Below are 19,110 nucleotides of genomic sequence, written 5' to 3' on the forward strand. Positions count from 1 at the left end.
CGCCACTTCCCTCGTCAAAAATTTCCTCAGCCGCCGTACGGCGCCTAGGCGGTCTTGCGGAGCGCGATGCCATATCTCTCCCCTTTCTCGCCTCGTGTTGCCTCAACTTCGTGGTCGTCATCGTCGCCGCCCAGCTCGCTGGGCGCTGCCGATGGCAGGCCGATTGTCACCGTCGTGCCCAGCCCCGTGGCGCTCTCGATGGTCATCGTGCCCTTATGCAGTTCAACCAGCCCCTTGACCAGCGACAGCCCGAGGCCCGTCCCCTGGAATTGGCGCGTATAGTCGTTGTGCACTTGCACGAACGGCCTTCCGACCTGAGCCAGCTCGTCCGATGACAGGCCGATGCCTGTATCATTGACGAAAATACGAACAGTATCGCCGTGCGAAGCCGCGCTGACGCTAACGCTGCCACCGTCAGGCGTGAACTTGATGGCGTTGGACAAAAGGTTGAGCAGGATCTGCTGCACCGCCCGCTGGTCTCCTGCAATCGGGCTCAACCCCTGCGGCAGCCTGACGGACAGCGCAATGTTCTTTGCCTTTGCCTGCGGCTCCAGCATCGCCCGGCACATCTCCACGGCCGGCTTAAGATCGAACGGCTCGACATAGATTTGATAGGAGCCCGACTCGATCTTCGAAACGTCCAGGATCGCATTGACGACCGACAGCAGATGATTGCCCGCTTCGCCGATCAACTGCACGTGCTCGGCCTGCTTGGCCGCCAACTCGCCGGAAATTTCCGGATGCAAAAGCATGTCCGAGAACCCGATGATCGCGTTCAGCGGTGTGCGCAGCTCGTGGCTGACCGCGGCGAGGAACCTGCTCTTGGCCACTTCCGTCGCACCCGCCTGTTCAACGGCGCGCGCAAGTTCGTCGCGAAGCTCGGCTATTTCCCGTCCGTCGCGCACGATGGCGACAACCGTATCGTCACCCTTGCGTGCGCGCAGAATCTCGAGATCGAAGTGCCGGTAGCCGCCGCTGCTCCCGTCGACCGTCATCGGCATGCGGATACGCAGCTCGCACCGCGCCGGCCTGCCGCTGTCGTGAGCGTCTGCCACAGTGCACAGAAACGCCACCCGGTCTGCCACATGAATGCGCTCGAACAGTCCGGTGCCAAGCAGCAACTCGGGCTCGACGCCAAGCGTGGCCACGGCGTGGCTCGACGCGTTCTCCACTTCGCCAACGCGGGTGATCCTTGCAACCAGCGCATCGAAACAGGCTTCAGGCAGAACGCTGGCCAGATCGACGGCACCGTTTTGATCCCGTGGCTCATACTTCAGCAAACGGCCAACGAGCGTCGCGGCATAGAGAAGTGGCGTCGTCCAGACCCAGGCCGACATTGATGCGCCCTCGGCTGCAATTGCCTGACCAAATAGAACGGCTGACCCGAAAGCCATCGCGCCGCCGATCATGGCGGCCTTGCGCGAACGGCTGATCCAATAGATTTCAGCCGCCAATGCAGCCACAAGAACCGCCAGCGGCGCACTGAAACCGCCGCCCAAAGCGACCAGCAGACCGGAGACGCCTGCCGCGCCCGCGAGCACCGCGATCTCCATTGTGCGGGAAGAGCCACGAGTACTTGTTGTCAGCGCCGCCAGCCAGCTCAGCCCGTAGGTGGCACATAGAAGCGCCATGCTGACCGAAGGGCCATAAGCCGGCATCGTAACTTGCACGATCGCGGCCGTCAGGATGAAAGGTCCAGCCAGAAGCGCGACCAGCAGGCGATGCTGCCTTTCACGCTCATTTCCGTGCACGGCAGGATGGACAAGGCGCTCGCTTACCGCGATCAGCCCCGTGATCCAGTTGCCCGGTCTGGTTGCATCTGCACTCAACTCAACGCACTCGCACAGTGTCCGCTTTTGCGGATCAATCTCATTGGCCCCGACACTCGCAGCCGCGGTTTAAGGAATGAATAAACGCGACGCCTCGATCGGCCCCGAGACACCGCTTTCCAAAGGATTATTCGCTGCAGAAAGGGCCGAATTCGCGCCATGGTAAACAGAGGGTAAGGGCGGGATCGTCCCGAACCGGCACCTCGAAATGAGACGCCGGCCAATCAGGCAGGCCAATTATGCACGCAATTTCATATAGTTAAGTAGCGACTGACCTAACAAGCATTCGTATCAACTCAGATTCAAGGTCGATACGAATGCGGAAAGCTAAAATTTGCACTGAATTTGATGCGAATCTGACCGAGTGCCGCAAGCGGTCTTTTGCGCGTGTCGTGCATTGTATGACTGCATTCGCGGAATTGGGGATGAGTCCGCGCTGATATCGAGGGTGAAGTCATGGGGTTCCTGATCAAGTCTGCTTTCTGGCTGTCGCTGGTGCTCTTGCTGATTCCGTTCGGCGGGGCCGAGAACAACGAAGGCCAGCCCACCGTGGGAGCCATCGAGGCCTTCTTTGCGGCCCGTGCGGCAATCGGCGATATGGCGGGGTTGTGCGAACGTCAGCCGGATGTCTGCGACGTGGGACGGTCTGCCATGCAGACGATCGGTGTCCGGGCTCGCGAAGGCGCGCGTATCGCCTACGGCTTGCTGGACGAGCATTTCGGCGAGACGTCCAATATGGCTGCGAGTTCAGACCTTGTCCCGCCGGTTGAGCCGATCCACACCGGATCGGTGCCGACGCCCTCCGAGCCCGTGGCACGCCCGCAGGAGTGACAGCGAAGGCGGCACGCTCTATATCCGGGCGATGAGCGCCACGATCGAAACCATCCGCGACGACTTCGCCTTCCTCGACGATTGGGAGGATCGCTATCGGTACGTGATCGAACTGGGCGGAGACCTGCCTCCCTATCCGGACGACGCTCGTGATGACGCCCACAAGGTGCGCGGTTGCGCCAGCCAGGTCTGGCTGCACACGACCCGTGGCAAGGGCGATGATCCGACGCTGAAGTTCCTAGGCGATTCCGACGCCCATATCGTGCGAGGGCTGGTCGCTATCCTGCTTGCACTGTATTCCGACCGTAAGGCATCGCAAATCCTTGCCACCGATGCGGAAGCAACGCTGCGGGAACTGGGGCTCGACGAGCATCTCACGCCACAGCGGGCCAATGGATTGCGCTCGATGGTTCAGCGCATCCGCCGCGAGGCGGAAGACGCGTTGTCCGCGCCCGCAGTATCCTGATCAGCTCACCGAATGGTCGGACGGTAATCATCCGTTCCCCAATGGAGCAGAGCCTCCCGAGCCCGAGAGGCGGGGTTCGGTTCGTAGTGTCGTGCCAGCGCCGAAAGCGCAGATTTCAGCACCACCTTTGCCGAGCGTGCCGGCCAGCTTCGTTCGGCCTCCACCTGCTCGAGCCCTTTGAGGAAGCAGCATACATCGACCAGCACGCCCGCAAGTTCCGGGCCCACCGCGCTGATCGCGTGGTCGACCCGCTTGCGCGCCGCGAGAGCCGCGTCGGTCAGGTCGGCGATGCCGCCCGCACCGCCGCCGTCCGAGTGCCCTGTGCCGAAGCTGTTCCAGTTGACGCCCAGGCGCGGCACGAGCTGCCCGCGGGTATAATCAGTCCTGAGGCGCTCGCCTGCCCGAAACTCCCGTGCCTCCAGGAAGCGCGAGCCGTCGCGCGCCTTGCGTCGCCACAAAAGTGCAAGCGGCGACTCGGCATGGTTGATCGCTACAGACTGGCTCGCGCCCTCCACCACAACCGTGGCGGCGCCGATCTCACTGCGGGCCTGCAGTTGTTCCGCCTGCATGGTAGTCACTTCTCGTAGCGAGCGCGTTCCGACCTCCGTCAGTCTGATTTCTTCATCGGAAATCGAGACCAGCCCCGCATTCGCCAGGCGCCCCAGCGCATCCGTCTCGATCGCGATCGTTCCGCGATCACCGCCCTCAAGAAGTGTTGCGCCGCCCGCGCCTGCCTTGCGCAAAGAGGCGGCTCCCCTTGCAAGAAACCGCATCGCGCGCACAGCCCCCTTACCTTGCATCATGTAAGCCTCTCTATTCTCCCGGACGCCCCAGCGCCGCCGTCATCACCCGTTCGGTCATCGCAACGATGCCGTCGAATTCCTGATCGTCCCGCATGTCCTCAATCTGGTGGCACGCGTGAAGGACAGTCGTCCGGTCGCGGCCAAAACCTTGACCGACCTCGCGCATGCTCAGCCCAAGCGCGACATGGGTCACATACATTGCGATCTGCCTGACCCTGCTGACGCTCAAACTCGAGCGGCCGGGATGGCGCAGTTCACGCCCGCTGACATTGAAAAGCGCAGCAGCGATGTCGATCACGGCGTCGCAGATCGCAGGCACTCGTTCGGCGGGGGAAAGCTTCTGCAGACGGACAGCAGGCGATTGAGCAACTGCTGCGATATCGCCTTCTGTCTCATCCGTTTGTTTCAGCGCCGTGGATAACAAGATCTCACCCCATGAATAGGAATGATTTCTTATATCAAGGCGGCATCAGAGTGTGAACAAACAGAGAACTAATTTAACCCAGAAAATTCCTATGGCTCTGAAATTCCAGCCGATTTTTCTGAACACCGTCATTTCCGCGCATGACTTTATCCACCGGCTCCAGCCACCGCCGATGATCCAGGCATCAAGACAAGAAGGAGCTTTCCGGTGGACACACTTTGCAGCGACATCCATGCCTTCCAGCGCAAAAAGTATCACGAACAGCGCGTTGCCGGGCAGACGGCGGCGCTTTTTCTCACGTGCGGCGTGGATCTTGCCGACGCGCTATTGGCGCCGCGGGTTGAAAAGCAAAGGATTGCGCTCAAGCTCGAGCGGCTGATCGAGCGCGAGCGTCTGAGGGGGATGCGCCGCCACTGGAGCTACGATCTCAATCGGCACATCGCATTGAAACAGACGCTGAACCGACTGCGACACAGTGCCGGCACGCTGCTCGACTAATGGCCTTAACGCACGAAAGCGGCGCCACCGACGCCGCTTTCGTCTAATCAAAGCGATGTAGGACCCAGCGCCTATTTGCGCTTGCGGCCCAGGCCCATCTTCTTCGCGAGCTGAGAGCGCGCTGCCGCATAGTTCGGCGCGACCATCGGATAGCTTGCATCCAGACCCCACTTGTCGCGGTACTGGTCGGGCGTCAGCCCGTAATGGGTCATCAGGTGCCGCTTCAGCGACTTGAACTTCTTCCCGTCCTCGAGACAGACAATATAGTCGTCGTGAACCGACTTCTTCGGATTCACCGCCGGCTTCTGCTTGTCGACCGGCGCCACTTCCGGCGCACCGCCGACGCGGCCGAGTGCAGCATGAACGTCCGCGATCAGATTAGGAAGATCGCCGACCGGAACCGGATTATTGCTGACATAGGCTGCCACCACATCGGCGGTCAGCTCGATCAGCATCTCGTCATTTCTCGCGGGAGTTTCGGTAATGTCCATCATTTGGCCCCAGTATGGTAAGAAATTGCACCTTCCGAGGCATGTCCGCTCCCGGAATATAACGCACGGGCGCATTTGTGTTGCACCTTCCGATTCGCGTTACGCCGCATACATGGGGCCAACAGTACAGCAAGTCAATTCTTCATCTTCTATTTTCCCAAAAAATCAAATTAAGTATCAGTATAAGACATATCGATCTTCTTTGGGCATTTGCTCAATTCAATAGTTGTCATAGACGAGGCTTGGCTGTCGGACTGAAGACGCCAGGCGTGGCTTCCCGGTCCGAAATCGTCTGGGCTTGGCATCCCTTGCGCCCCTCACCACATCTGCCTATTCGCATGGCCTGCGCGTCTGACCGGCGGGCCAGTACATGTCGGTTCCAACGACCATCGACGAGGAGTAGCAAGCAACATGTCATCGACAGCAAGGTTTTCGACCGCCACCGTGCCAGGCGCCGAACAACGCCCGCATAGCGATGTGCGTCACGGAGTCGAGCGTGTGGACGAATATGCCTGGCTGCGCGCCGACAACTGGCAGGAGATGTTCAAGGATTCGTCGAAGCTCGATCCGGCCATCCGATCGCACCTGGAGGCGGAAAACGCGTATCAGGCGGCGCTGATGGCCGACACGGCCCCCCTTCGCGAAACACTCTTCGGCGAGATGAAGGGGCGGATCAAGGAAGACGATTCGAGCGTGCCGATGAAGGATGGTCCTTTCGCCTACGGTACGTCCTACCGCACCGGCGGCCAGCATCCGCGTTTTTTCCGCGTTCCGCGCGAAGGTGGGGAGGAGACCATTCTCATCGATGGTGACGCGGAAGCCGAGGGCAAGGCCTATTTCCGTATCGGAGGCGTCGATCACGCTGGCGACCACGAGCGGCTTGTGTGGGGCTTCGACGACAAGGGTTCCGAGTTCTACACGCTCAAGGTTCGCGACCTTCGGACCGGCGAGGACCTCGCAGACCTGATCGCCGACACCGGCGGAGAAGGCCAGTGGGATGCCACCGACAACGGCTTTTTCTACACCAGGCTGGATGACAACCATCGCCCCTCGCAGGTCTTCCACCACCGCATTGGCACCGATACCGCGCAGGACAGGCTGGTTTACGAGGAAACCGATCCGGGCTTCTTCATGAGCGTGGGCGGAACCCGCCTGAACGACTGGATTATGATCTCGATCAGCGATCACGAAACGAGCGAGTACCGTCTGCTGCCCGCTGCCAGACCCGACGCGGAACCGGTTCTCGTGAAAGCCCGCGAAGCGGGCATTCAGTACGATCTGGAGGAAGGCGGCGATGTCTTCTTCGTCCTCACGAACTCGGGGGGCGCGAAAGACTTTCGCATCATGACGGCGCCGGTGTCCGATCCGCGCGAGGCGAACTGGACCGAACTGGTCCCGCACGAACCCGGACGGCTGATTCTGTCAGTCATGGGTTTCCGGGACTACCTCGTCCGGCTGGAACGCAAGGATGGGCTACCGCGCATCGTCGTGCGTCACCGAGCTACGAGCGAAGAGCACGTGGTGGCCTTCGAGGAAGAAGCCTATTCGCTTGGACTGGCCGGCTCATACGAATATGACACCGACATCATCCGCTTCAGCTATTCGTCGATGACCACGCCCGCCCAGGTCTATGACTACGACATGCGTACGCGCGAGCGTGTGCTTCTGAAAACCCAGGAAGTGCCTTCCGGCCACAATGCGGACGACTACATCACACGCCGCCTTCTTGCGCCGGCAGCAGACGGCCAACTCGTTCCCGTGTCGCTGCTATACCGCAAGGACACGCCGCTCGACGGCTCCGCACCTTGCCTGCTCTATGGCTACGGCTCCTACGGCATCGCGATTCCGGCATCCTTCAACACGAACTGCCTTTCACTGGTCGATCGCGGTTTCGTCTATGCCATCGCGCATATCCGCGGCGGCAAGGACAAGGGCTATGGCTGGTACGAAGATGGGAAGCGGGACCGCAAGCAGAACACTTTCACCGATTTCATAGCGGCTGCGCGCCACCTCGTTGCCGAGAACCTCACCAGCCACGACCGTATCGTCGCTCAGGGTGGATCTGCGGGCGGCATGCTGATGGGTGCCGTCGCAAACATGGCGCCAGAGGCATTCGCCGGCATCATCGCGGAGGTTCCGTTCGTCGACGTGCTCAACACAATGCTCGACGCAACCCTGCCGCTGACCCCGCCGGAATGGCCGGAATGGGGCAACCCGATTGAATCTGCGGCCGACTATCGAACGATTGCGGCCTATTCACCCTACGACAACGTGTCCGCCCAGGCCTATCCGCCGATCCTCGCGGTCGCCGGCCTCACCGATCCGCGCGTTACCTATTGGGAGCCTGCCAAATGGGTCGCGCGGCTGCGCGCACGCAAGACCGACGACAATCCGGTCCTGTTCCGCATCAACATGGATGCGGGCCACGCGGGTGCGTCGGGCCGTTTCTCGCGCCTTGAGGAAATCGCCTACGGCTACGCGTTCGCACTGAAGGTCGTAGGCAAGGCCTAGGATCGCTCAGGATCCATCAGGATGTCCGGGTATGGCCTTCAGATAGGCGGCGATGGCGTCGCGGTCCGAAGACGGCAGTTCCGCCATGTTGCGTATGACCGACGCCATCGAGCCGCCGACTGAATCGAAATCCGGCGTGAAACCGGTCTCGAGCAGGTCTGCGATTTCGGCCTCGCTCCAGTCGCCTATCCCGCCCTCGCCGGAGGTGATGTTGGGTACCCTGCCCTCGCCTTCGGCAGCGGGGCCGCCGGCAAGCCACTGGCCCTTGTCGAGCCCACCGAGCGCGTTGCGGGGCGTGTGACACTCGCCGCAATGGCCGGGACCCTCGACAAGGTATTGGCCGCGCGCGATCGCGTCGGATGGATTGTCGAGCGCCACGACAGGCTCGTCGTTGAGGAACAGCATCTTCCAGAGACCGATGCCGCGGCGCATGCTGAACGGGAAACCGATTTCGCTCTGCGGCGCCTTGCCTTCCACCTCCGGAAGCGTGATCAGGAACGCGTGAAGGTCGGCTACATCACCGGGCTTCATCCGGGTATATGACCCATATGGAAAGGCAGGATAATAATGCTCGCCTGCCGGCGAAACGCCGCGCAACATGGCGTTGCCCAGATCGCCGGCGGACCATCCGCCTATGCCATCCTGGGGGTGCTGAGAGATATTCGGCGCGACAAAGTTCCCGAACGGTGTTTCGAGCCTGACGCCACCGGAAAGAACCAGCCGGTCGTCGCCGGTCGCTCCGGGCGCCGCATGGCAGGAGGCGCAGCCGCCTGCCCAGAATATCTGTTCGCCCCGCCCGGCGTCGCCGCCTTCGAGTTCGGCCAGCGCTGCATCATCCAGCGGCCGCGGCGCGCTGGCGAACCAGAAGGCCGCGCCTCCGGCCAGCGCCAGCATGGCAAGGCTCAGCAGCAATTTGCCGGAACGGGACATCGAGGCGGATGCGATGGCCGGAGCCTACATCCGGTAGGCTTCGTGGCAGGAGCCGCAATTGCTGGCGACGGCGCCGAAGACCGCCTGAAAGGCAGCGAGATCCTGCGGGGCAGCCTCAACCGCAGCCGCCGTATCAGCAGCGAACTTGTCGCTTGCCGCCTGGAAACCAGCCATGTCCTCCCAGATTTTTGGAGAGGATTCGGTATCGCCGGTGTCGCTTCCCTCTGGCCAAAGTGCCGCCACGTCGGTGGTTGCCTGCGCGTTCGCGTTCATCTTCTCAAGCGCATCGAGCACGGTTGCCGCGTCGAACGGCTGCTTTTCCTGGGCGATCGGCGCCAGAATGCGCATCAAGCTGCCACGCTCCTTCATTAGGTTCTGCCTGTCTTCCAACGCGTCGGCGGCGGCGGCGACGCTCATGGCCGTAAGGGCTACTGCGGCATATGCGAACAATTTCATGAAGGGCTCCGATATCTGGCAATGGCTGGAACGGAATTTCGGACCGATCTTCGCGGATTCTTCGCATAGTCAAAGTCAAATCGCCCGACGCACTCGTCACGGTTGCGTGATCGCGCGCCCCGTCCGGGCAAAAATAAAAGGCCCCGGTCGCCCGGGGCCTTTCCAATATCCGATCGATACGGAGCTTACTTGGTGGCTGCTTCGTACCGCTCCAGCACGTAATCCCAGTTGATCAGGCTGTCGACGAAGGCTTCGAGATATTTCGGCCGCGCGTTGCGGTAGTCGATGTAATAGGAATGCTCCCACACGTCGACGCCAAGGATCGGCTCAGCACCATGCACCAGCGGGTTCTCGCCATTGGGCGTCTTGGTGATCTCCAGCTTGCCGTTCTTGACCGTCAGCCATGCCCAGCCGGAACCGAACTGGGTGGTGCCGGCATTGATGAAGTCGGAGCGGAATTTGTCGTAGCCGCCGAGGTCGCTGTCGACCGCCTTCTGCAGCGCGCTCGGCAGGCTCTTGCCGCCGCCGCCCTTCTTCATCCACTTCCAGAAATGGATGTGATTGTAATGCTGGCCCGCATTGTTGAAGAGGCCGGGATTCTTGCCATACGACTGCTTCACGATCTCTTCCAGCGAGAGATCTTCCATGCCCGCTTCGGCAGCCAGCTTGTTGCCGTTGTCGACATAGGCCTTGTGATGCTTGTCGTGGTGGAACTCCAGCGTTTCCTTCGACATGTAGGGCTGCAGCGCCTCGTAATCGTAAGGCAGTTCGGGCAGTTCGAAGGCCATGGCAAATTCTCCCTTGCTTAAATGAATGGGTTGATGGCTCAGCTTCTACATAGGGGCAATCCGCACGGGCGCAACACCGTTCCGCGCGGAATGTGAAAATTGCTCCGCGATCAAGCCAAAGGTCAGGAGTGGGCCCAATCCCAATAGAGTTCGCGGGCCTTCTTGGCGACCGGCCCCGGCTGAAGGTCGCGGTTCTCGATGCGCACGATCGGCACGACCTTCGAGTGGTTGCCGGTGGAGAAGATTTCATCGGCTTCCATGAAATCGCGAACGCTCAACGTGCGCTCGCCCACTTTGTAGCCGGCCTCGGCTAGCAGCGTCAGCGTGCGCGACCGCGTGATGCCCGACAGAAACGTACCGTTCGGCGCCGGCGTGAGCACATGACCGTCCTTGACCATGAAGATGTTCGAAGACCCTGTCTCGGCCACGTTACCGAGCATGTCGAGCACCAGCGCGTTGTCGAAGCCGCGCATCTTAGCTTCGAGAATGGCGCGACCGTTGTTGGGATAAAGGCAGCCGGCCTTGGCGTTGGTTGGCATCGTCTCGATGGTAGGGCGACGGAACGGCGACACGGAAACCGAGAAGCCGGTCGGCTCCAGCATCGGCGCTTCGTAGAGGCACAGGCAGAAGCGCGTCGATTCGGGATCGGCGGGCACGCCCATATAGCCGCCGTGCTCGGCCCAGTACATCGGCCGTATATAAACTGCGGTCATGCCGTCGAATTTCTTCAGCCCCTCCCAGGTCAGCGCGACGATTTCCTCGGGGGTCTTGGTCGGCTTCAGGCCGAGCGCGATCGCGGAAACGTTGACGCGTTTGCAATGAAGATCGAGGTCGGGGGCAACCCCTTCAAACCAGCGTGCGCCATCGAAGACGCTTGAGCCGAGCCACATGATGTGGCTGCGCGGGCCGACAACGGCCACGTTGCCCTCGTGCCAGTCGCCATCGACGAATGTCCATGTGGTTGTTTGCGCTGGGGTGGACAGGCTCATGCTGGCTTTCCTTCTTCTGATGTACGCCATCGAACGGCCTTTGCCGCGCCGCGTCAACCGACAGCGAGGCGGCTTCTTTCGGTCCAGACCCAACGGCAGCCATCGCTTGACCGCATCCTGCCATTGGGATCAAGTCGGCCGCGAAAGGTGCAACTGCCATGACCCATTCCGCTTATGTCTTCGACGCCTACGGTACACTGTTCGACGTGCACGCGGCGGTGCGCCGCCATGCCGGCGAAATAGGGCCCGAGGGACAGGCCCTTTCGGAGATCTGGCGGGCCAAGCAGCTCGAATATTCATGGGTCAGGACACTGATGGGCAGCTACCGGGATTTCTGGCAGTTGACGGAAGAAGCGCTCGACTATGCGTTCCTCAAGGTTCCGACGGCCGATCCTGCACTGCGCGGCAAACTGCTGGACGCCTATTGGCGACTCGACTGCTTTCCAGAGGTTCCGGCCGTACTCGCAGCACTCAAGGCCGCCGGAGGGCGCATTGCGATCCTGTCCAACGGTTCGCCGGCCATGCTGGAATCTGCCGTGAAATCGGCAGCGCTCGACACCGTCGTCGACGAAGTGTTCTCCGTTGATGAGATCGGCCGCTACAAGACCGTTCCAGAGGTCTACGAGATGGTCACGACCGCATGGCGCCTCTATCCACAGTCGGTGTCATTTCAGTCCTCCAACCGCTGGGACGTCGCGGGAGCTCACAAATTCGGGTTCAGGACGGTATGGATCAATCGAACCGGCCAGCCGGACGAATACAGGGATCACCCGCCCGCGCTCATCCTTCCGTCGCTCGACGGGCTGGACGCTCTCTAGCTCCGACAACCACGCCGTGAAAAGTCATTTGCCGTCTCTGTTGCGGTGCGGCAACAGTGGTTCAGCGTCGGCTGTGTTAGGTAATTGTTATCCATGTTTCTGACAAAGTCAGGATCACCTGTCCACGGAGCCGGATCGGGGATTGGTTTCGGGGAGAAACTCGTGTCCGGCTTCCGCTTCATTTCTGTCGCTTGAATTTTCCAAGGAGCCGACGTGTCCGCCGCCCCCACCAATCCATTGATGACCCGACGCTCCTTGCTTGCGTCCGCCACGGCTGCCGCCGCTGCGACAGCGCTCGCTGGTTGCACGACGAACGGCCCGCCCCAGCGCAACCGCGTGATCGAGGAAGCGCGTCCGATCGAACCTGAACTCGGCGCGCCGGTTTCCATGTACGCTGCCGTGAGCGACGGAGGACACGCCATTCCCGCCGTGCCGTTCGACAGGATCGACAAGCAATATCTGCGTCAGGTCGTATCGGATCCGACGGGCGAGCGGCCCGGAACGGTCGTCGTCGATACCTCCAATCACTTCCTCTACGTCGTGCAGCGCTTTGGTCGCGCCATGCGCTACGGCGTCGGCCTTGGCCGTCAGGGCTTCGAGTGGTCGGGCAATGGCGTGATCGAATGGAAGCAGCATTGGCCGCGCTGGTTCCCGCCGGAAGAAATGATCGCGCGCCAGCCTGAGCTGAAAAAATACACCGCGCGGCAGGTGCCGGGTACCAACGAGTGGGAAGGCGGCATGCCCGCCGGCGTGAATAATCCCCTCGGCGCGCGCGCGCTTTACATCTACCAGGATGGCAAGGACACGCTCTACCGCCTACACGGCTCGCCGGAATGGTGGTCGATCGGCAAGTCCGTCTCGTCGGGCTGCGTGCGCCTGATCAATCAGGATGTCATGGACCTTTATGACCGCGTGGCAGAGAAGTCGCCAATCGTTGTCACGTCTGGCCTGCGCGTCACTGCCTGAAGTGATGATGTGCAAGTGAGAGTTGAGCGGCGGAGTTAGTGCTCCGCCGCTTCTTCATTTGCGCTACCGCTTGCGCAAACTGCCCAGAATACCGCGCACAAGTTCGCGGCCGAGCGTCGAGCCGATCGTGCGCACAACCGACTTGATCGCGGTTTCCGTTACCGTCTGTCGCTGATAACCGCTGCGCCGCGTTGTCTTTCGCGGCGCCTTCCCGCTATCGGAGCCGCCGAAATCGGGCAGCGTCCAGCCGGAACCGCCTTCGCTTGCGGTCTCTTTATCCGTCTGGCGTTCGTCTTGCTCCGCGGCCTTGGCTGCCTCCGCTGCCTTCTTTTGAAGAAGCTCGTATGCGGATTCCCGATCGATCGTCTGATCGTATTGCCCAGCCACGGGGCTCAGTCCCATTACCTTCTTGCGCTCGTCCGGGGTGATCGGACCCATCCGCGCCGAAGGCGGCCGGATAAGCGTGCGCTGCACCATCGAGGGAATGCCCTTTTCCTGCAGCGTCGAAACCAGCGCCTCGCCGGTGCCGAGCTGGGTGATGGTCTCGAAACAATTGAAATCCGGGTTGGGGCGGAACGTATCAGCTGCCGTCTTCACCGCCTTTTGCTCGCGCGGCGTATAGGCTCGCAGAGCATGCTGGATGCGGTTGCCAAGCTGCGCCAGCACCGTTTCCGGCACATCAAGCGGGTTTTGCGTGACGAAATAGACGCCCACGCCTTTCGACCGGATGAGCCTCACCACCTGCTCGACGCGTTCGACCAGCGCGCGCGGGGCTTCGTCGAAAAGCAGGTGTGCCTCATCGAAGAAGAACACCAGCTTCGGCTTGTCCGGATCGCCGACCTCGGGCAATTCCTCGAACAGCTCAGAGAGCAGCCAGAGCAGGAATGTCGCGTAGAGGCGGGGATTCATCATCAGCTTGTCGGCAGCCAGCACGTTGATCGCGCCGCGCCCGTCGCGCGTGGTGCGCATGATGTCGCTGATCTTAAGCGCGGGTTCGCCAAAGAAGTAGGCGCCGCCCTGCTGTTCCAGCACGAGAAGCTGGCGCTGGATCGCACCCACCGACTGCCGCGATACGTTGCCGTAGCGCGCACCGATCTCCGACGCGCGTTCGGCCATGTTGGCCAACATCGCCTGCAGGTCCTTCATGTCGAGGAGCAGCAAGCCTTCTTCGTCGGCAATGCGGAAGGCGATATTCATCACGCCTTCCTGCGCCTCGGAGAGGTTCATCAGACGCGACAGGAGCAGCGGTCCCATTTCGGAAACGGTTGCCCGGATCGGGTGCCCCTGCTCGCCGAACAGGTCCCAGAATATGACTGGAAACTCGCCGAACTCATATGGCTCCAGCTTGATCGTTTCGGCGCGTTTCAGCAGAAAGTCCTTGGCCTCGCCCATCATCGCGATGCCCGACAGGTCACCCTTGATGTCGGCGCAGAAGACCGGGACACCGGCATTGGAAAAGCCTTCCGCCAGGATCTGCAGGGTCACCGTCTTGCCGGTGCCGGTCGCGCCGGTCACGAGCCCATGGCGATTGCCGAACTTCAGCAGCAATTCCTCGGGCTGCTGGTAGCTGTCATCCGGCTTGCGGCTGGCCCCGAGAAATATGCTCTTCTGCTGCTCGTCCCACATGAGTTCCCTCTCCGCTGTCGTTTCCGTGGCCGGCACGGGCTGCCCAGCCGGTATAGCCACCCCGGTGGACCCTGCCAATGCGGATGATGCGAGCCGTTGCCGAATGAACACACGCGTTCATGAAATGCCGTCATCAGCCGTGATAAGCCTATTGGCGGTGCCGCTTCGCATTGCAGCAAGCTGGCGTGCATCCTAAACTTGCGACGACGCTCGCCATAAGGCGGAGATGGGAGCAGGCATGGAAGCCGCGATCATAAACACCGGAAGTTTTCCGCCGATCGGCCGGTCGCAATGGCTGGAATCGGTGCGCGGCGTCACGAGCGCGCACACGGAAGCACCGGCCGTGCCCTCCTATTCGGATTTGCAGTTCGAGAGCCTGCGCCAGGACCGGTCCCGGCCGGGATTGATGTCCCGAGCGGCGGCAGGATGGACCGTCGTGCAGCGCGTCGACGATTCGGATGCCAAGCGTGCGAATGCGCAGGCGCAGGAAGACATCGCCAATGGGGCGACCGGCCTGGCGGTCGTCTTCGAGGATGCCCCGAACGCATTCGGCTTCGGCCTTCCCGCCAAGCCCGAGGCGCTGGCAGCGGCCCTCCACAACATACCCCTGAACCGGATCTATCTGCGCATAGACGTTCATCCGTCGAGCCGGGCGTCCGTCGACTGGATCGTCGAACTGATGCGCCGCAAGAAGGTTGACCCGACCCGTTTGGGACTGTCCTTCGGCATCGATCCCGCGGCCATCTTTGCCGGCAATGGCAGCCTGCGCATGTCGATCGAGGCCTTGCAGGCGTCAATGCCGCAGTCGCTGGCGCATTTCTTCGGCATGGGCATTCCGGCAGTGCTGCTGGAAGCCGACGGCCGTGTTTTCCACAATGCCGGCGCGACGGAGGCACAGGAGCTCGGCGCGATGCTGGCCAGTGCCGTTTCTCACCTGCGCATGTTCCAGGAAGCGCGTCAGCCGCTTGTCTATGCCACGCCTCACATCGGTTTCGCCCTCTCTGTCGACCAGGATCAGTTCCTGTCGGTCGCCAAGGTTCGTGCGCTGCGCAAGCTCTGGTCGAAGGCTCAGGAAGCTTGCGGCATCCCGCCTTCGCCGACCAAGGTACACGTCGAGACTTCGTACCGGATGATGAGCGCGCAGGCGATAGAGACGAACATCCTGCGCTCGACGCTGGCAGCGTTCGCCGCGGCGGCTGGCGGGGCCGACACGATCAGCGTTTTGCCGCACACGCTTCCGCATGGATTGCCGGAATCCAAAGCGCGGCGGCTTGCGCGCAATGCCCAGCTCATTCTGGCGAACGAGACCAATCTCAGCCTGCTCGGCGATCCGCAGACCGGCTCCGAAGACCTGGATATCCTCACCGCTTCGCTGTGTGAGGCAGCCTGGGAAGAGTTTCGGCAGATCGAAGCTGAGGGTGGCCTGCTCGCCAGCCTCGCTGCTGGTCGGCTTCAGAAGCGGGTTGTCGAGGCGCGCGAAAGACGGGCACAACGCCTTCGCGAAGATCGTTTTAAGATCGTCGGCACCACGCTGCACGCGCAAGGCACCGACGAAGATTCCGCGCCTACGCTTTCAACGGAGCGCCGCAATCCCCCATCGGACGGGGTGGTTTTCTGCGAAAAGTTGCCGCCCATTCGGCTCGATTCGCTTCTGGGCGACTGACTGGTTAGGTTTATCGCGCGCCGTTCAGACGCCCAGCTCCACGATTTCCCAATCCTTGCCGCTAACGGTTACAACGTCTCCGACGCTCTTGCCGAAAAGCGCCTGTGCCATCGGCGAAACGTGGGAAATCTTGCCGGCTGAGACGTCCGTCTCGTCCTCGCCCACGATCTTCCAGGTACGCCGTTCATCGTCGTCGTTGACGATGGTGACATGCATGCCGAAACGTACGACCTTGTCGTCATGCGGCTCTGAAAGTTCAGCCGTTTCGCGCCGCGCGTTCCAGTAGCGCAGATCTCGCGAAACGAGCGCTATGCGTTCGCGCACGCCTTCCGCCTCCGCGCGTGCGAGCTCTTCGCGCAATCGTGTCACTTCGTGATCGATCGCGGCAAGCCCTTCGCGGGTCACCAGGTTTCGGTGTTGGCTGACGGGCCGCTCGCCAATATCGGGCAGCGCGCCGTCGCCATCGTCTTCTCGGGTAAAAGCTCTGCTCATGGAGTGAATCTAGGTCCGAACCCCGGAATCGGCAAGCGCAAGCCGATTTGCCGGTCGTGGCACGCTTCCTGCTTCGGCTTGTCTGACAGGACGGGATTGTATCGAAGATGGACAGACGGAAGTTTCTTGCGACAGGTATTGGCCTCGCGCTTGGCGGGCTGGCAACGCGCGCGATGGCTTCACCTCTGTCGGACCTGACCGTGACGGCCGCCATCCGCGGCTCCATCAACGCGGAAGAATTCGGCGTCCGCCCCGGCGCCGTCGACGACCAGAGCCGCAATTTCCAGAAGATGCTCGACGCGGCCGGCGAGCGCGGCGCACCTGTATTCCTGCCGCCCGGCGACTATGTCGTTTCCAACATACGTTTCCCGCGCGAAACGCGACTGATCGGCGTGCCGGGCACGACCCGTATCGTCTATGGTGGCGGCGGCTTCCTTTTCGCCGCCGAAGACGCATCTACCGTGGACCTCACCGGCCTCTCGATCGACGGCGCCAACCGGCCGCTCGACGAGCAGGCGCAGGCTCTTGTGGACATGCGCCGAGTGGCTTCTTTCACAATGGACCGCTGCGAAGTGAGCGACAGCGCGCGCTCGGCAATCGCGCTCGAGCGCGTCTCGGGCTCCGTAGAGCGTTCAACGATCACCGGTGCTACCGATTACGCGCTTTACAGCGTGGAGGCGGGCCGGATGCGGATCGTCTCCAACGTCGTCGCCGACTGCGCAGATGGCGGCATTCTCGTCCATCGGTGGGAAGCGGCAACCGACGGTTCCATCGTCACCAACAATCACATCGAGGGGATCGGTGCGCGCAGCGGCGGCACGGGGCAATACGGCAACGGCATCAATGTCTTTCGCGCCGACAACGTCATCGTCTCGAACAACCACGTCGCCGACTGCGCTTTCTCGGCCATTCGCGCCAATAGCGCCAGCAACGTCCACATCACCGGCAACCAGTGCCTGCGCTCGGGTGAAACGGCGGTTTATTCCGAATTCTCGTTCGAAGGCGCGGTCATCAGTTCCAATATCGTCGACGGGGCGGCAGTCGGTATATCTATCGCCAATTCCAACGAAGGCGGCCGCATGGCCGTTTGCAACGGCAACATCGTGCGAAACCTCGTCGATGAAGCTCCTTACGAAGCCTTCGAGGCCGTCGGTTTCGGCATCGGCATCAGCGTCGAGGCCGATGTCGCCGTAACCGGAAACGTGATCGAGAAAGCACCCCGCTACGGCATGATGCTCGGCTGGGGACCGTTCCTGCGCAATGTAGCTGCGACCGGCAATGTCATCCGCATGGCGGGCGAAGGCATCGCCGTCTCGGTGGTCGAGGGCGCTGGTTCGGCGATTGTCGCCGACAACATCATCGAAGCCGTGGAGCACGGGGTGGTCGGATACCGCTGGGCCGATCCCGCCACAGGCGATCTCGCCGGCGACGACGAAACCCGCTTCGCCCATCTCAGGGTCGAGCGAAATCTCGTGAGCTAGACAAGCTCGGCAGTCGGCCTCAGCCGGCCCACCTCTACCCCGTTCCAGTTGCGCAGGACAGGATTTGCCATATCCCGGAGAGCGCCTGCCAGTTCGGCATCGTCTGCCAACAACTTCGCCAGGATGGCTGCCACCGCCACCTCGGCAGCCCGGCCGGCGCCGTCGTCGCATTTGATGGCGATGCCCAGGCCCAGTTCGGGCACGGCTCCGCAGTAGACGCCTTCTGCGCCGGTCTTGACCATGATCCGGCCGCTCGCCGCCTTCATCAGGCGGGTATCCAGACGGTCGGTGCCCGAAACGTAAAACGGCTCTGCCATGCAGGCGGCAAGAATGCGCCTTGCAGCGCGCGCCCGCTCGGCGCCAAGCCCCTGCCCACTCGCCATGCGAGCGAAGCCGCGCGCGAGGTTCTTCAGCGGCACCGCATAGGTCGGGATCGAACAGCCGTCGGTGCCGCAGACATCGGCACCGTGAGCGGCCCCGGTCACCGCCTCCATCGCCTCGCGCACCATCTCCTGTAGCGGATGCCCCGCGCGCACGTAGCCGCGATGTTCCAGACCGACATGGCGGCAGGTGCACAAGAATCCTGAATGCTTGCCGGAGCAGTTGTTGTGCCGGGCGCCGGGCTTGCCGCCGCCGGCGGCCAGATCCAGCGCGGCCTCCTGCCGGGATGGCCAGTGCGCGCCGCACTCAAGTGCGGACTCGTCCAGACCAGCCTTTGCAAGCATGGCGGTCGCGAGTGCAGCGTGTTCCGGCTCGCCCGAATGCGACGCGCAGGCCAGCGCGATCTCGCGTTCGCCGAATCCGTAAGCGTCGGCGGCGCCCGATTCCAACAGCGGCAGTGCCTGTATCGATTTCACCGCCGACCGCGGGAAAACCGGACGGTCTACATCGCCGATCGAGAGCACCGCCTTGCCGTCGGCATCGACCACCATGGCCGCGCCGCGATGCCGGCTCTCGACGATGTTACCGCGCGTGACTTCAACGAGGACTGGATTTGCCATTATCTCACCGGAATTTCGCGTTCCGAGGGCTGTAATCGCTGATACCG

General features: G+C 62.0%; 19 protein-coding genes. 8 read left to right on the top strand and 11 right to left on the bottom strand.

Annotation, left to right across the window (positions count from 1 at the left end):
• Positions 1-44: 44 nt before the first annotated feature.
• Positions 45-1,829, bottom strand: a complete 1,785-nt coding sequence (locus tag ACVJNE_RS12870; RefSeq protein WP_499566096.1) for a sensor histidine kinase — start codon at positions 1,827-1,829, stop codon at positions 45-47.
• A 456-nt stretch (positions 1,830-2,285) separates the two neighbouring features.
• Between ACVJNE_RS12870 and ACVJNE_RS12875 the strand changes: the two genes are divergently transcribed.
• Both ACVJNE_RS12875 and ACVJNE_RS12880 read left to right on the top strand, forming a co-directional pair.
• Complete coding sequence (locus ACVJNE_RS12875) at positions 2,286-2,660, top strand: DUF5330 domain-containing protein (RefSeq protein WP_173190231.1); 375 nt, start codon at positions 2,286-2,288, stop codon at positions 2,658-2,660.
• Positions 2,661-2,691: 31 nt separating this feature from the next.
• The gene (locus ACVJNE_RS12880; protein ID WP_173190229.1) at positions 2,692-3,126 is read left to right on the top strand and encodes a SufE family protein; all 435 of its coding nucleotides are present in this window, start codon (positions 2,692-2,694) and stop codon (positions 3,124-3,126) included.
• A gap of 5 nt (positions 3,127-3,131) precedes the next feature.
• Here ACVJNE_RS12880 and ACVJNE_RS12885 read toward each other — a convergent pair whose 3' ends face one another.
• Positions 3,132-3,929, bottom strand: a complete 798-nt coding sequence (locus ACVJNE_RS12885) for a DUF6456 domain-containing protein (protein WP_499566099.1) — start codon at positions 3,927-3,929, stop codon at positions 3,132-3,134.
• 10 nt (positions 3,930-3,939) lie between these two features.
• Entirely contained in the window at positions 3,940-4,353 is a 414-nt protein-coding gene (locus ACVJNE_RS12890) for a helix-turn-helix domain-containing protein (protein ID WP_499566100.1), read from the bottom strand.
• Positions 4,354-4,560: 207 nt separating this feature from the next.
• On the opposite strand from ACVJNE_RS12890, the gene ACVJNE_RS12895 reads away from it, so the two are divergent.
• Entirely contained in the window at positions 4,561-4,851 is a 291-nt protein-coding gene (locus ACVJNE_RS12895) for a cytoplasmic protein (RefSeq protein ID WP_499566102.1), read from the top strand.
• A 71-nt stretch (positions 4,852-4,922) separates the two neighbouring features.
• On the opposite strand, the gene ACVJNE_RS12900 is transcribed toward ACVJNE_RS12895, so the two are convergent.
• Positions 4,923-5,342 carry a Ros/MucR family transcriptional regulator gene (locus tag ACVJNE_RS12900; protein ID WP_173193405.1) on the bottom strand — a complete coding sequence of 140 codons (420 nt, stop codon included), beginning with the start codon at positions 5,340-5,342 and terminating at the stop codon, positions 4,923-4,925.
• Positions 5,343-5,753: 411 nt separating this feature from the next.
• On the opposite strand from ACVJNE_RS12900, the gene ACVJNE_RS12905 reads away from it, so the two are divergent.
• Positions 5,754-7,853: a S9 family peptidase gene (locus tag ACVJNE_RS12905; RefSeq protein ID WP_499566104.1), complete on the top strand. Its 2,100-nt coding sequence runs from the start codon at positions 5,754-5,756 to the stop codon at positions 7,851-7,853.
• A gap of 6 nt (positions 7,854-7,859) precedes the next feature.
• Here the strand turns inward: ACVJNE_RS12905 and ACVJNE_RS12910 are convergent, their stop codons facing one another.
• From ACVJNE_RS12910 to ACVJNE_RS12925, 4 genes are all read right to left on the bottom strand, one after another.
• A complete protein-coding gene (locus ACVJNE_RS12910) occupies positions 7,860-8,783 on the bottom strand; it encodes a c-type cytochrome (protein WP_499566106.1) in 924 nt (307 codons plus the stop codon).
• Positions 8,784-8,807: 24 nt separating this feature from the next.
• Positions 8,808-9,239, bottom strand: coding sequence for a c-type cytochrome (locus ACVJNE_RS12915; RefSeq protein WP_499566108.1), 432 nt, complete (start codon positions 9,237-9,239; stop codon positions 8,808-8,810).
• A gap of 185 nt (positions 9,240-9,424) precedes the next feature.
• Positions 9,425-10,027 (bottom strand): superoxide dismutase, encoded by a 603-nt coding sequence (locus ACVJNE_RS12920; RefSeq protein WP_499566110.1) that lies wholly within the window; start codon positions 10,025-10,027, stop codon positions 9,425-9,427.
• Between the two features lie 122 nt (positions 10,028-10,149).
• On the bottom strand, positions 10,150-11,016 hold the full coding sequence (locus ACVJNE_RS12925; RefSeq protein ID WP_499566111.1) for a branched-chain amino acid aminotransferase: 867 nt from the start codon (positions 11,014-11,016) through the stop codon (positions 10,150-10,152).
• Between the two features lie 158 nt (positions 11,017-11,174).
• Between ACVJNE_RS12925 and ACVJNE_RS12930 the strand changes: the two genes are divergently transcribed.
• Both ACVJNE_RS12930 and ACVJNE_RS12935 read left to right on the top strand, forming a co-directional pair.
• Positions 11,175-11,834 (top strand): haloacid dehalogenase type II, encoded by a 660-nt coding sequence (locus ACVJNE_RS12930; RefSeq protein ID WP_499566113.1) that lies wholly within the window; start codon positions 11,175-11,177, stop codon positions 11,832-11,834.
• A 240-nt stretch (positions 11,835-12,074) separates the two neighbouring features.
• The gene (locus tag ACVJNE_RS12935; RefSeq protein WP_499566488.1) at positions 12,075-12,800 is read left to right on the top strand and encodes a L,D-transpeptidase; all 726 of its coding nucleotides are present in this window, start codon (positions 12,075-12,077) and stop codon (positions 12,798-12,800) included.
• Positions 12,801-12,863: 63 nt separating this feature from the next.
• On the opposite strand, the gene ACVJNE_RS12940 is transcribed toward ACVJNE_RS12935, so the two are convergent.
• Positions 12,864-14,426, bottom strand: coding sequence for a helicase HerA-like C-terminal domain-containing protein (locus tag ACVJNE_RS12940; protein ID WP_499566115.1), 1,563 nt, complete (start codon positions 14,424-14,426; stop codon positions 12,864-12,866).
• 238 nt (positions 14,427-14,664) lie between these two features.
• Here ACVJNE_RS12940 and ACVJNE_RS12945 point away from each other — a divergent pair, with 238 nt between their 5' ends.
• Positions 14,665-16,089: a methylmalonyl-CoA mutase family protein gene (locus ACVJNE_RS12945; RefSeq protein ID WP_499566117.1), complete on the top strand. Its 1,425-nt coding sequence runs from the start codon at positions 14,665-14,667 to the stop codon at positions 16,087-16,089.
• Between the two features lie 24 nt (positions 16,090-16,113).
• On the opposite strand, the gene ACVJNE_RS12950 is transcribed toward ACVJNE_RS12945, so the two are convergent.
• On the bottom strand, positions 16,114-16,581 hold the full coding sequence (locus ACVJNE_RS12950) for a GreA/GreB family elongation factor (RefSeq protein ID WP_444725127.1): 468 nt from the start codon (positions 16,579-16,581) through the stop codon (positions 16,114-16,116).
• Positions 16,582-16,688: 107 nt separating this feature from the next.
• Between ACVJNE_RS12950 and ACVJNE_RS12955 the strand changes: the two genes are divergently transcribed.
• On the top strand, positions 16,689-18,062 hold the full coding sequence (locus ACVJNE_RS12955) for a TIGR03808 family TAT-translocated repetitive protein (protein ID WP_499566119.1): 1,374 nt from the start codon (positions 16,689-16,691) through the stop codon (positions 18,060-18,062).
• Here the strand turns inward: ACVJNE_RS12955 and ACVJNE_RS12960 are convergent.
• A complete protein-coding gene (locus tag ACVJNE_RS12960) occupies positions 18,059-19,063 on the bottom strand; it encodes an asparaginase (protein WP_499566121.1) in 1,005 nt (334 codons plus the stop codon). The genes ACVJNE_RS12955 and ACVJNE_RS12960 overlap by 4 nt on opposite strands.
• Positions 19,064-19,110 lie beyond the last annotated feature (47 nt).

The sequence above is a fragment of the Mesorhizobium sp. DxT genome, from assembly GCF_058448885.1.

Coding starts and splice junctions, on each gene's coding strand:
- ACVJNE_RS12880 (WP_173190229.1), top strand. CDS start 2,692: ATGAGCGCCACGATCGAAACCATCCGCGACGACTTCGCCTTCCTCGAC.
- ACVJNE_RS12905 (WP_499566104.1), top strand. CDS start 5,754: ATGTCATCGACAGCAAGGTTTTCGACCGCCACCGTGCCAGGCGCCGAA.
- ACVJNE_RS12925 (WP_499566111.1), bottom strand. CDS start 11,016: ATGAGCCTGTCCACCCCAGCGCAAACAACCACATGGACATTCGTCGAT.
- ACVJNE_RS12955 (WP_499566119.1), top strand. CDS start 16,689: ATGGACAGACGGAAGTTTCTTGCGACAGGTATTGGCCTCGCGCTTGGC.
- ACVJNE_RS12920 (WP_499566110.1), bottom strand. CDS start 10,027: ATGGCCTTCGAACTGCCCGAACTGCCTTACGATTACGAGGCGCTGCAG.
- ACVJNE_RS12945 (WP_499566117.1), top strand. CDS start 14,665: ATGGAAGCCGCGATCATAAACACCGGAAGTTTTCCGCCGATCGGCCGG.
- ACVJNE_RS12950 (WP_444725127.1), bottom strand. CDS start 16,581: ATGAGCAGAGCTTTTACCCGAGAAGACGATGGCGACGGCGCGCTGCCC.
- ACVJNE_RS12900 (WP_173193405.1), bottom strand. CDS start 5,342: ATGGACATTACCGAAACTCCCGCGAGAAATGACGAGATGCTGATCGAG.
- ACVJNE_RS12910 (WP_499566106.1), bottom strand. CDS start 8,783: ATGTCCCGTTCCGGCAAATTGCTGCTGAGCCTTGCCATGCTGGCGCTG.
- ACVJNE_RS12885 (WP_499566099.1), bottom strand. CDS start 3,929: ATGATGCAAGGTAAGGGGGCTGTGCGCGCGATGCGGTTTCTTGCAAGG.
- ACVJNE_RS12940 (WP_499566115.1), bottom strand. CDS start 14,426: ATGTGGGACGAGCAGCAGAAGAGCATATTTCTCGGGGCCAGCCGCAAG.
- ACVJNE_RS12960 (WP_499566121.1), bottom strand. CDS start 19,063: ATGGCAAATCCAGTCCTCGTTGAAGTCACGCGCGGTAACATCGTCGAG.
- ACVJNE_RS12935 (WP_499566488.1), top strand. CDS start 12,075: ATGACCCGACGCTCCTTGCTTGCGTCCGCCACGGCTGCCGCCGCTGCG.
- ACVJNE_RS12915 (WP_499566108.1), bottom strand. CDS start 9,239: ATGAAATTGTTCGCATATGCCGCAGTAGCCCTTACGGCCATGAGCGTC.
- ACVJNE_RS12875 (WP_173190231.1), top strand. CDS start 2,286: ATGGGGTTCCTGATCAAGTCTGCTTTCTGGCTGTCGCTGGTGCTCTTG.
- ACVJNE_RS12930 (WP_499566113.1), top strand. CDS start 11,175: ATGACCCATTCCGCTTATGTCTTCGACGCCTACGGTACACTGTTCGAC.